The sequence below is a fragment of the Pseudoalteromonas aurantia 208 genome, assembly GCF_014858725.1.
Taxonomy (GTDB): Bacteria; Pseudomonadota; Gammaproteobacteria; order Enterobacterales; family Alteromonadaceae; genus Pseudoalteromonas; species Pseudoalteromonas aurantia.
Genome location: NZ_AQGV01000015.1, coordinates 439,718 through 452,495, shown reverse-complemented (window position 1 = coordinate 452,495; position 12,778 = coordinate 439,718). Strand labels below are relative to the sequence as shown.

Annotated in this window: 6 protein-coding genes; 2 read left to right on the top strand and 4 right to left on the bottom strand. The window is 42.5% G+C overall.

All coding sequences use genetic code 11. The features are described 5' to 3' along the window. Nucleotides 1–98 precede the first annotated feature (98 nt). A complete protein-coding gene (locus PAUR_RS20230) occupies nucleotides 99–392 on the top strand; it encodes a YciI family protein (RefSeq protein ID WP_192509536.1) in 294 nt (97 codons plus the stop codon). Nucleotides 393–544: 152 nt separating this feature from the next. Here PAUR_RS20230 and PAUR_RS20225 read toward each other — a convergent pair whose 3' ends face one another. Then, on the bottom strand, nucleotides 545–1,063 hold the full coding sequence (locus PAUR_RS20225) for a hypothetical protein (protein WP_192509535.1): 519 nt from the start codon (nucleotides 1,061–1,063) through the stop codon (nucleotides 545–547). A gap of 97 nt (nucleotides 1,064–1,160) precedes the next feature. Between PAUR_RS20225 and PAUR_RS20220 the strand changes: the two genes are divergently transcribed. Continuing rightward, the gene (locus PAUR_RS20220; protein ID WP_192509534.1) at nucleotides 1,161–5,204 is read left to right on the top strand and encodes a rhombosortase-dependent M36 family metallopeptidase; all 4,044 of its coding nucleotides are present in this window, start codon (nucleotides 1,161–1,163) and stop codon (nucleotides 5,202–5,204) included. Nucleotides 5,205–5,306: 102 nt separating this feature from the next. On the opposite strand, the gene PAUR_RS20215 is transcribed toward PAUR_RS20220, so the two are convergent. The 3 genes from PAUR_RS20215 to PAUR_RS20205 all read right to left on the bottom strand — a co-directional run bounded on the left by PAUR_RS20215 (nucleotide 5,307) and on the right by PAUR_RS20205 (nucleotide 12,461). Continuing rightward, nucleotides 5,307–7,484 (bottom strand): DUF6359 domain-containing protein, encoded by a 2,178-nt coding sequence (locus PAUR_RS20215; RefSeq protein ID WP_225738524.1) that lies wholly within the window; start codon nucleotides 7,482–7,484, stop codon nucleotides 5,307–5,309. 117 nt (nucleotides 7,485–7,601) lie between these two features. Next, on the bottom strand, nucleotides 7,602–9,635 hold the full coding sequence (locus PAUR_RS20210) for a bifunctional 2',3'-cyclic-nucleotide 2'-phosphodiesterase/3'-nucleotidase (RefSeq protein WP_192509532.1): 2,034 nt from the start codon (nucleotides 9,633–9,635) through the stop codon (nucleotides 7,602–7,604). Between the two features lie 318 nt (nucleotides 9,636–9,953). Continuing rightward, complete coding sequence (locus PAUR_RS20205) at nucleotides 9,954–12,461, bottom strand: PKD domain-containing protein (RefSeq protein ID WP_192509531.1); 2,508 nt, start codon at nucleotides 12,459–12,461, stop codon at nucleotides 9,954–9,956. Between the last annotated feature and the right edge of the window lie 317 nt (nucleotides 12,462–12,778).

The following is a 12,778-nucleotide window of genomic DNA, read 5'->3' as shown; positions in this document are numbered from 1 at the left end:
TGCGATTACTTTAATACACAATCGTAATGTACAAAAGCGCTATTAAAAATCGCATACTTATAGTTAAAATAATGTTTTAACTATTCATAAGGATCACGATGTTTATTATTTCGATAACTTATTTAGTCCCATTACATGAAGTTGAAAAACACTTAGCGGCACACTTACTATTTTTAGATAAATACTATGAAAGCGGCCTATTTCTCATCTCTGGTAGAAAACAACCAAGAACGGGGGGTATTATTATTGCAAATACAACCCAAACACTAGAGGTAGAAGAAGCATTAAAAAACGATCCATTTCAGCAGCACAAATTGGCGACCTACGAGGTCACTGAATTCATCCCTTCGAAAACGACTCATAAGTTAAATTTCTTACAGCAAATACCATAATCACGTTCACCACCTACCTTAAATAGAGTCGTTAAAGAACATCATTAAAGAGCACCACAAAGCATCAACGGCGCTCTTTAACTTTTATACCAAAAGTGATATTTATAACCCCTCCACACATGGCTATTCCACTAACTCGCCACGTTTATAGACTAATACTCATTATTAACTCTGCCATTGTAAAAGATTTGTAGTTCAACACTTTTGACCGCCTCAGAACCACGAAGTGATTCAAGCCGACTTAATAAATCAACGTCTGTTGATATCACTTTATAGCGTACGATAGCACCTGTCACTGGCTGCTTAACGAATTGCTTTATGTCTGGTGCTTGTTGTGAACCGTATAGCTCAACCACAAACTCCCCCGTGACAGTACCGATTTGACCCGTTGTAATATTGTAAACTCGATCGCCCTTTTTAATTGTATGGCCTTTAAGCTTAATTCTATCTGACGGCGTAACTTGGACATGACGTACCAAAGTGCTCTCACTATTTTTAATTTTTGCACTGTAAGCATCGCCTTTAATGTGCGATTGCTTCGCCAAGTCATTGGACTTTTCTTGCCTGACTTTTACCTCCGCAGGTTGATCATAAACAAACGCTGAACATCCCGACACAAGCATCAACATAAACAATAAAGTAAGTAATAAAGTATTGGAATAAACATTCATAAGTTAAAAAATCACCTTAAAAGTAAAAAAACTTTGAAATAACATTGAAAAAGACTCATTTTAATAACGTCTTTATTACAACAATACAGGGTAAATAATGAATAACAAACCAAAAATAACTCTAATTGCAGCCTCGATGGTTACAATTTTTGGTACCAATACGGCTTCGGCATTAACTTACGATGCACAGTCAGGGCTAATCGATCAAGCGCAAATCAATACCAGCAGTCAAGCTGACCAGGTAAAAGCACAACAACAAGCACTTGCAGCACAGGCCACTGTTTCAGGTATGGCCAGCCACTATGACAAAGAACTCGGTAAAGCCACCTTTGTGTGGGCCAGCAAAGCACATACAACGCCTAACCTAGCAAACATTGCCATTGAACAGCGAAATGAATTTGTAGCTGATTATTACTTACAACAGCTGACAGGATTAAAAACCAGTAAGTCAGCTATTTTAGATGGGGCGCAATTAACAAACTTACACGAATCAAAGCGCGGCCCTGCCATAGCAAAGTATAAACAGCTTGTTGGGGGCATAGAAGTCTTCAACCGTGAGTACAACGTGATGATAGACAAAGAGTACAATCTTGTCGCTTCATCAGGTTTTGTATCACATACTAAAGCTGCCAATTCAACCAACCCCGCTTTCACTCATTTTGGTAGTGCTGCAAAAGCAATTGGTATTGCCGCTAAAAATATTGGCGCAGAGACCAATGATCTGCAACTAAGTAACGAGAAGCTCGAAGGTCAATTCACGTCATTTACAGCGCAAGATGCCTCGGGTACTGTCAATGCATTTTCGCCTCGTGCTAAAAAAGTATTCTTTGACGATGGAACACAATTAGTCGCTGCATACTATGTTGAGGTAGAAGTCGCGCCAAAAAATAGTGTTGAGTCCGAGGCCTATGGGTATGTGATCGCATCAAACTCCGGCAAAGTATTATTCAAAAACAACTTAATCGCGCATAGTAATGATTATACGTATCGCGTGTATGCAAACCAAAACGGCTATCCCATGGAAGGTCCACATGGCGATGTGCTCCCAAAACTAGATACAGGCCCTGACAAAACTGAAATTGAAGCTGCGCCGCTCGTTACCCTTTCGCATTATTCAAAAATCAGCAAACAAGACCCATGGCTTGCTGAAGATGCAACCATGACATCAGGAAACAATGTATTTGCTTATGCTGATGTTGTTGCACCGGATGGTTTTACCGAAGGTGATTTCAGTGCAGAGCTTACATCTGCAAATACCTTCGATTACCCATATGAAGTTAGCCAATCTCCAACAAGCTTGAATAATCGCAAGTCAGCGATCGTCAATTTGTTTTACATGAATAACTTCTTACACGACTTTTTCTATGATTATGGGTTTGATGAAGCTTCCGGTAATGCGCAATTATCTAATTATGGACGAGGCGGGGAAGAAAATGACCCTTTGCATGTACAGGCACAAGATTATTCCGGCTTAAACAACGCGAATATGTCTACCCCTGCTGACGGCAGAAGCCCACGTATGCAACAATATTTATGGAATAGCAAAGATGCTATTGTCGGTACTGATTTTGCGGTGACTGTCACATCTCACTCGCAAGTAGGACTACTGCAATCTTCAAAAGTTGCTTCATTTGGACCTGTACAATATGACTTGTCAGGTATGACAGTAAGACTGAATGATAGTACTGATACCGCAACAGATGGCTGTGAACCTGCAACCAATGGTGCTGAACTCGCTGGAAAAATCGCTTTAATAGACCGAGGAGGATGTGCATTTACAGCGAAAGCTAAACACGCACAAGAAGCTGGAGCAATAGGCGTTATCATCATCAATAATGTGGATGACGGCACACCGGCACCTATGGGTGGCACCGATGACAGCGTAACCGTTGTATCTATGGGCTTAAGCTTCCAAGACGGAAAGAAAATTTACGATCTAATGGACAGCGGTGAAATGGTCACCGTAAACTTAATGAGCACCTTCCCGTTAAAAGACTCCACGTTTGATAATGGTATTATTGCGCATGAATGGGGTCACTATATTTCGAATCGTCTTGTCGGTAATGGTGCTGGTTTAAATAACTTCCAAGGCCGTGCGATGGGTGAAGGCTGGGGGGACTTCCATTCCTTAATGTTCATTGCTCTAGAGTCTGATTTAACCATTGCAGGCAACGATCAATTCCAATTACCTTATGCGACAGGCACGTTTGTTGAGAACTTCACAACCGGTATTCGTCGTGCACCGTATTCTACAGATATGTCGGTTAACCCACTTACATTTAAGCACATTACCAGTGGGGCTGAAGTAGATGGCCTCCCACCAACGAATGGCGGCTCACCTCACGCAGCAGGTGAAGTATGGGCAAACATGCTATGGAACGTATATGTTGGCTTGATAAACAAGCATGGCTTCCAAGAAGCACAAGACAGAATGGCGACATATTTAATATCAGGTTATAAGGCAACCCCAATTTCTCCAACTTATGTTGAAGCACGTGATGCAATCTTAGCATCGGTGTATGCCACAGATATGGAAGATTTCACCATTGCCTTAAAAGCGTTCGCAGACCGAGGACTTGGCTTAGGAGCCATTGCGCCCCCGCGTAACAGCGATGATAATTCAGGTGTTATTGAATCGAACAAAACAACATTATCAGCTTTCCAAGCAACCTCTGTATCCTTGAATACAAACTATAATGGCGTTGAACTAGGTTACTGTTCAAATGACGAGATCCTGGATAAAGGTGAAACTGGGACACTGTCCGTGTCAGTTAAGAATGCAGGTGATGCCACATTAAATAGTATTTCAGCTAAAGTGGTCGTGACCAGTGGTCACAACGTAACACTTGAAAATGACGGTATGATCACGTTTGATGCTTTAGCACCATTTACCTCGGCCACAAGTGTGCCATTGATGGTGACACTCAATGAGGCTGGCACCGCTGAGAACCTAACATTTGAAGTCACTTTTGATGGTGAAGAAATGGTTGGCGAGACTAAGATGGCAGTATCATCAACGGTCAACTATGACTTCACAGTAAAAGCGCACCAAGGCACTTCAGCATTAGTCGATATGGAAGGATATAACCTCTTTGCTGACTTTAAAGAACATGTGATGACTGGTGGCGACTTAGCCAAAGGCACACAAAACTTTAACACCAGCAATACTGCTTTCTTCTCAGCCGGTAACCCTGACGTTGAATTTGGCGAACAAACGATGTTCTTACGCAACAATGGGTTCGAATCGGACGTTACCGTTGAAAGTAAAAACTTTGAAGTCGGTTTTGGTAATGATTTCTCCATCAGCTTCTGGCATTTGTATCTATTAGAAGATAATTGGGATGGTGGTGTACTTGAAATCAGTATTAACAATGGTAATTGGGTGGATGTGACTTCAACTATTGCAGGTGGGACTTTCGATACAGGCTATAACACCACCGCATTAATTGAAAATCCGCAACAAGCACTCCAAAACCGTCCTGCATTTACAGGCTCAAATTTCACACCTCAAAGCACAGGGAATATGGAAAAAGTGAGTTTTGGTGATCACTTAAATGGCCAAACGGTAAAATTCAGATTCCGCATTTCCGCAGATGGTGGCACAGCCGAAACTGGTTGGTTTATTGACCAAGTAAAATTTGAAAATGTTGCGTCATCGCAATTTCATTCAACTGTGGCCGGTGATGTGAATACGTGTGACAATGTTGCACCAATGGTGTCAGTGCCTGACTCAATTGATGTCAATGAATCTGCAACTGCCACGATTACCGCAAGCGCAACAGATCGAAATAACGATTCGCTTACCTACACATGGACGCAAATTGAAGGCCCAAGTGCAACGCTTGCAGGCAACGACTCTGCAACATTGACGGTTACACCACCTAGTATTACTGAAGACACAGCGCTGAAGTTTGAATTAACGGTCAGTGACGGTTCTGAGCACGTGAAAACAGCAACTACGGTCAATGTAACAAATGAAACACCACCAGTTGTCACCCCACCAGTTGTCACCCCACCAGTTGTCACCCCGCCAGTTGTCACTCCGCCTAAATTACCTGATAGCAATAGTAACTCCTCAGGTTCGATGGGTTGGTTTGCATTGTTATTTGCCGGGGCGGGACTATTACGTCGCCGTAAATAGGTCATTTCAATACGTTAACTAAATAAAAAGACAGAGCCAATTACAGCTCTGTCTTTTGTTTCACAATAAGATTTACAATAAACCCTTTAAATACAGGCAACGTTAGTCAATGAGCATCAACTGACTTACGTTACGAACACCAGGGTGACTCATGTAGTTGTTCTTAATCCCCTCAACACGTAACCGTTTTCCGATTAAAGCCACATTGAGTAATGGGCTATACATAGTGCGTTGGGATGATTCTAGTTTGATGTACAACGATTCACTATTGTTAGTGTCATCTGTCAGCTCAAGTGCATACTTGCCATTGACGCCACGTGTTATTTTACCTTCCACAGTGACAGGCTCACCATTGGCCAACGCTAAAACCTCACTCACAGACATACCAGAACCGCTTACAGGATCACTACCCGCATCATCGGTGATACGTAATTTAGAAACTTGACGTACACCCGCTTGACTCATATAACTGTCGCGCACACCGTTAACAACCATAATTGCATTAAGCAATTCCGGATTTAATTGTGGACTAAACTGGTTTCGCTGATCACTTTCTAACTTCACATTAATGGTAAAGCTGGCATCATTAATGTCCTCTAACACCAATGCATAAATACCATTTAGGCCAGACTTAACACGACCTATTATTTCAAAAGACTCCCCCTGCGCGGTATTCAATGCTTGTTCGATTGATAAAGCTGTAGGTGCAATTTTAATATCACTGACATAGCGAACTCCCGCTTCACCCATATAACTATTGCGTTTGCCCGTAACAATAATATTCTTATTCAAAATCGCAGGATTTAGCTGAGGGTTGAAATCTGCGCGTTGGCTACTTTCAAGCTTCACAAAAATATGTTTTGAAGGTGAATTTACATCACTAAGCTCTAACCCATAAATACCGTTTACAGCTGCCGTTACTTTACCCATCACAACCAACGCTTCGCCTTGCGTTGCGGCTAATGCTTCAACTACCGATAGGGTGCCACCTGGGGTTGGTGTCGGGTCTGGATCAGGGTCTGGGTTCGTTTGTGAATCACCATTAGGTGCATTAAACGAATTATATTTATAGGTATCAGTATTCCAAGGATTAAACCCACTAGCAGGCGTCCCCCATGGCTGGCCATTATTTGGATCTGCCATTTCTTGCGATGCCATTGGGGTTGGTGTTACAAAGCCACTTTTATGGCCATTATTATTATCAAAATATTGGTAACTTTCAGGTGTTGCTAACCAATTAATAATATTCACAGCAAGTGTTGCTGCATTACCTGCATCCGTCCAACCTGGGTAGGTCTTTTTACTATTGCCAGTATCCTGGCGACGGTATTTCGGGCTTGCATCTTCGATAGGAGACGAATCTCCAATGAACGCTGCTTTACCCGCCCCCGATTTCGCAATGGCGACGTAAGGACCTTCCGCTTTACCACCAAAGTACAACCCTTGATCCTTTGCATGTCTCCATTTAACTGGATTATCTGATTCTGAGAAATACACCAACCCCTTCGCTTTTTGTGGATCAACAACCGCCAATGTAGCCCCAGCCGCCATTAGAATAGGTTGCACTCCTTGTGTGATCCCCTCTGTTTGTGTACTTGGCTCAACACCACTGACACCTTGCTTGTAGTCGACGCCATTAAATCGAAACCGGATCCCAAAGTTTTCAACTAACCAACCCGCATTTGCTGATTTAGGGTTACGCCAATCACCATATTCTCCACCCAAGTTATATTTGCTTAAATCAGAGCGGTTGTAACCATTGAAAACCTCTGTTGCATCCCATGTATTAAGGTTACGATCTGCATCGTAATGATCCGCAACAAAAAAAACACCTTTACCCGCAGCCACATATTGCTCTAGTGCTGCTTGCTCAGCCATAGTAAATGGTCTATTGGTTTCTGCTAAAACGAACACATCAGAATTTTTTATTGCATCAAAAGTAATAACCGCCTCATTTTGTGTATTACTATTACTTCTATCATCATGAAAGCGGATCACACCATCATTATTTAAATCGATGCCACGATACTCTTTAACGGTATAGCCTTGTTGCACTAATGCGTCTGCAAAGTCAGAAAAAGCCCCATCAATCACCCAGTCTGCGTTGCCTTCAACGCCGCCATGAGATACATCGAAATATATGGTTTTACCATTATTGGTATGCGCGGATGGTGTTTTTACTGGTGCTGTTTTGTTCCAGTCATATGTTGCTGCCTGTACGCTGCTCATTGATGAAAACAAACCTACAGTCAACATCATCGCCAACGTCGTTTTATTCATACTAATCATTCTTCAATTCCCGTTGAGTGTGTTATGTAATGAAAATACCTGTCATACCGACTTCATCCGGTACGATTAAAATAAGAGCAGATACTGAATCTGCTCTTAAAATAAGGGCTAATTATTAGGTTGGGTTAAATCAAGTTTATAAAGTGCAAAACCGTCTTCATTGGTCTCATTCAAAGCTTGAATATGCCCAAATTGATTACTATAAGCTTTTGCATCTAAACTGTTTGAACTAAAAAACTGAATGTCACTGTGGCTGTTTGGGGCAAACTCCCAGTTCATATCCGCCGATGGGTCAAGTCCTTTTCCAGCATTCTTCTGACTCTGGTAAGCAATATAATCAGCAACAACCTGACGGTTTTCATTGGGTGAATCAATGACAATTTTATCAGCCGCAATATTAGGGAAATTACCGCCACCAGAGGCTCTGTAGTTATTAGTTGCGACCAAAAACTGCTGCGTAGCGGTTACTGGTTTGCCTTGATATTGTAACGACACAATACGCTCACCATCGGATACTTTCACTCCTTTGCTGTTATATCTAGCGGGTTGTGCAACATCAATTTTATAAGTTACCCCATCGATCACATCAAAGTTATACGAGGGAAACGCTGGGTTAATCAATACTTGTGTCGTGGTACTGTGCGCATTAATTTGATTAAATTGTCCGGCCGACATTTCCAGCCATTCTTTAACTTCTTGGCCGCTAAGCTTCAGTACCTTAAGTACATTTGGATAAATATATAGGTCTGCAACATTGCGATATGCAATGTCCCCTTGGGCAATGGATGTATAGTCATCTGCGCCACCACGCCCAGCTCGAAACGGCGCTCCTGCGGATAAAATCGGTAATTCGGCAAGCTCTGTGCCCTGAACTATTTTTTGTGTGTACCAAGTCTGCGCATCCGTTACAATTTGTATTGATGGGTCATCGTTTACTAATGCAAAAAAACTATTTACAGGTCCCGTTACTTTGGCAAATGGTTCATTAACCCAGCTTCGAGTTTCGGCGTGTTCGTGAGTCACTGCGGCTTCAACTTCAGGATCATTCTCAACCAATGCGATAGTTTGACGATTATCATCTGTCTCATAAATCGCTTTAAGTGATGACTGTGAATCACTCACTTGCCATTGACCATCATCATATTGCAACGTCAAATCTATTACGCCAAGGTGATTACCCCAAAACCCAGGCATAACCGCTGCAACACCATTCACAGTCCCTTTTTCTATATCTATGCCTTTGTCACTCATCCCCTCATAACGGCTACCTGGGAAATTGGCATGTGCATGACCAAATAATATCGCGTCAATACCTGCCACCTTAGATAAGTGATAACTGGCATTTTCTTCCATGGTTTTATGCTCGGCGATATCCAAACCTGAATGTGGAATGGCAATCACAATATCTGCCCCCTCTAACTTCATTTGAGGTACATACTTATTGGCCATCGCAACAATATCTTTGGCAATTACTTTACCTTCTAGATTTGCTTTATCCCACTGCATGATCTGTGGCGGTACAAACCCAATAAAACCAACATTGACAGTGTGACTATTCCCCTCAGTATCTTTAAATGTTTTTTCTTGAATTAAATAAGGGGAGAAAAGTGGCTCGTCATTGTGCTCGTCAGCATCACCGTCATCGATGAAAACATTGGCGGAAATATAGGGAAAATTAGCATCATTGATTGCTTCTTTTAAAAAGTCGATGCCAAAATTGAATTCATGATTACCAATATTAGCCACGTCATAATTTAACGTGTTCATCGCTTTATAGACAGGGTGCACATCACCTGCCTGCAAGCTTTTAACCTTCGCCATATAATCGCCAAGCGGACTACCCTGAATTAAATCGCCGTTATCAACCAATACCGAGTTGGTCGCCTGCTCTCGGGCTTGATGAATTAAAGCAGCCGTTTTTACCAAACCTACTTTATCGTCTTGCTTGTCTGCAAAGTAATTATAGTTAAGTAAATTCGCGTGTAAGTCCGTGGTTTCTAATAAACGCAGCTCTATTTGCGTGCCTTGTACTGGGGTTGGCACTGGTGCATTTATTTCATGGTTATTATCTGAGCCTGAACACCCTGTAAATAATACAGAAGTACCGCATAAAACAGCCAATTGCAGTAGTTTTGTTTTCATAATCCCTTCTCTTTTATCGGTTTTAGAGACACCACTATAGAAGGAAAAAAAGACAATTAGGCTAATAAATCGTGGCAAATTGGTGCCAGATTTATGACAAATTATAGTGCTCTATGATATGCACAATATTTGAATTACATTACAGTAACACCTTCGATAACGAAGCTAAAGTAGCGAGAAAAGTGTGCTATGACCCACGTGATTGCGTCATTGCTCTAGTCATGGCACTATTTTGTGGAATATAAAAAAACGATACGAAAATAGACTGGTGCAACTGCGCATATCTGTTGCACCAGCTCCATTATTTAGAGCAATTATCTAATGGTGATGTTCAGCACTGTCATCATGGCTATGACTGCGCCTCTCTAAATTTTGAGGTCTTGTAAAACTGCTGTCTAAACTGCCCTTGAAGCAACCCAGCACCCATGGGAATGCATTGGTCACATAGTAACCATACTGCCCATCAATACTCATACCGTTACACTCATCAAGATCACCCGCATTTACTTGATACTCCCAATCACCTCTAAATTGCCCATCGTAATTATTACTCGCGACGGCACCTGTGCCACCGACAGGAGTCGTATAGCCTGTCACGGCTTGACGTACCCCACCACTATTTTTTAAAACATAACTAGACGTTGCTTTTCGAATATTGCCGGTAGCCGGGTCTTTGAAACAGCTACCGTATATCGGATAACCATCTGCTGCAAACCCAATTACTGCTGATGCTCTGCTGCCACATGTTTGACTGAACATAGCAACAGGGTTGCCATGATAATGATATTTTCCTGATGGTTGAGTATGTGCGTTGTGGGCATCCGTTCCAAAGGTACTAAGAGGTGACATTGGGTCATAACGCCATGGATTATCATTTTGATCTGCACCACAACCTATTTTTTCTCTACCAATTGGCTCATTGCCTACGCCATAACAGGCTGCTGGCAATAGATCCAAGGTCACACCATTAAGTAATATGCCCTCCGTGATCCCAATCCCTTGCGGTGTAATCGTCGCAGCTGGACTCGCCGTAATTGGTAAAGTGTACACTAGATTTTGTGCGGATGTGTCTGTCGCAAAAGACGCAGTATTATCATTAAAGTCATGATTAGGAATGGCATTCATTGTGATGGTGCATGTTGTATTACCCACACTCATTACCACATCACCAGTGAAATCTGCCGACCTTTTTATATCCGTCACATTCGAAAAGTAACTGCCCTCATAGTTTCGGCAACTTACCGCTTCATTGGTAAAAATTTTGTCGGTAATATTAACGTTCGTATTGCTGGCCGTTACTTTCACAATATCCGCCGTTGATACGCTCCCCCCTACAGCGACCGTTAAGCTCAGTTCAAAGGTCCCACTAATATCGGCATTGAACTCGATACTGACCTGATCTGCGCTATTTAACTCAACCATGCTATTATCCGGCTTATTCACAATCTGCCACTGGTACGTCAAATCAGTTCCCGTACTCTGAGCCCCATCCAAAGTTACAAAATCCCCCACAGTGACGTCCTGATCAGCACCGGCATGAGCTACTGGGAGTTGAGCCTGTGCTGTAATAACGACTATATCCGCGATAGAGTTTAACTTTCCATCATTCACAACGAGAGAAACTTGATATGTGCCCGCCAAATCTGGCGTAATTTGAACTGATTGAGAGGTCGTATTAGAAAGCACTGTGCTACTTTGTGCTGGTTTACTAACAATGCTCCACAGATAACTCAGCGTATCGTTGTCAGGATCGCTACTCAGTGACCCAGAAAGCGTTACTGCCTCTGAGACCGTAATTGATTGATCATTACCCGCGTTTGCTACCGGAGCTTGATTGGTATCTCCTGCCGACACCGTAATAACCGCAATATCTTGCATCGAGTCAACTTGACCGTCATTCACGATTAAGCCAACTTGATAACTCCCCGCGACATCTGTATTAAATTGTGCATTGACCGTCTGAGCGTCAGAAAGCACGGCATTACTGCCACCAGGTTTAGTCACAAACACCCAGTTATACGTTAATTGATCCCCATCAGGGTCTTGACTCGCAATGCCTGATAAAGAAACTAACTGACCCAACGGAACTTGTTGATCTACGCCCGCATTCGCAATTGGTGGTTGATTTATGACCGCAGGCATCACTGTAATCGAGACACTATCTTGCGCCGAATCAATAACGCCATCATTAACAATCAGCCCAACTAAATAGCTACCAGCAACATCGGCTGTAAACTCGCTGCGAATTGTTTCAGCATTAACCAAGGTGACAGAACTTCCTGTTGGCCTTGATAAAAATGTCCATTGATAGTGTAGCTCTGTCCCGTCAGGGTCTACACTTGCAGAACCCGACAACATCACCAACTGGCCCAATGTGACTTCTTGATCATTCCCCGCATTCGCCACTGGGGCTTGGTTTACAAGCTCCGCACTCACAGTCACCGTGTCTTGCACAGAGTCAACCGAGCCATCATTCACAATAAGACCCAGTATGTAAGTGCCCGCGACATCGGGAGAAAAAGTAACCAAGCTTTGTGCCGAACTGTCCAAACTCGCTTGGCTAGTGCTAGGCTGGCTCATAATTCTCCAGTTAAATGACAAAGTATCACCATCAACATCGGAACTCTGTGAACCATTAAGTGTTACTTGTTCACCTACGGACACAAACTGGTCCGCCCCCGCCACCGCAGTAGGGGCCGTATTATTAACCACACTTCCCGTATCATCTGGAACTGGCGTTGATCCGGAGCCCTCACTTCCCCCACCACAGCCACCTAATACGCTCGCACAGAAAAATATCAAACTTAGAAGGCTTTGCTTTGTCATAATTTGCTCTCTATCATATCTATCATATCTATCATATCTATCATATCTATCATATCTATCATATCTATCATATCTATCAAGTAAGTGTTGGCAAAAAGTACCGCAATTGCCACAACCATAATGGGAAATTTAGAAAGTAAATGTGCAAAAATTATGCATAATGAAGAAAAAGGGATCACCCCTAAAGCAACCTAGTTAACCTTAGGTTTGGATAAGGGCTTTGGAATAGGAAACATTTTGAAAACAAACTTACGTACAATCCAATGATGATATTTTGCTCAATATCAAGGCGCTTTTATGCAGTAATAGCGGGCTAT

Bases quoted from the DNA above. Each gene is read 5' to 3' on its own strand.
- PAUR_RS20230 (WP_192509536.1), top strand. From the start codon at position 99: ATGTTTATTATTTCGATAACTTATTTAGTCCCATTACATGAAGTTGAA.
- PAUR_RS20225 (WP_192509535.1), bottom strand. From the start codon at position 1,063: ATGAATGTTTATTCCAATACTTTATTACTTACTTTATTGTTTATGTTG.
- PAUR_RS20220 (WP_192509534.1), top strand. From the start codon at position 1,161: ATGAATAACAAACCAAAAATAACTCTAATTGCAGCCTCGATGGTTACA.
- PAUR_RS20215 (WP_225738524.1), bottom strand. From the start codon at position 7,484: ATGAATAAAACGACGTTGGCGATGATGTTGACTGTAGGTTTGTTTTCA.
- PAUR_RS20210 (WP_192509532.1), bottom strand. From the start codon at position 9,635: ATGAAAACAAAACTACTGCAATTGGCTGTTTTATGCGGTACTTCTGTA.
- PAUR_RS20205 (WP_192509531.1), bottom strand. From the start codon at position 12,461: ATGACAAAGCAAAGCCTTCTAAGTTTGATATTTTTCTGTGCGAGCGTA.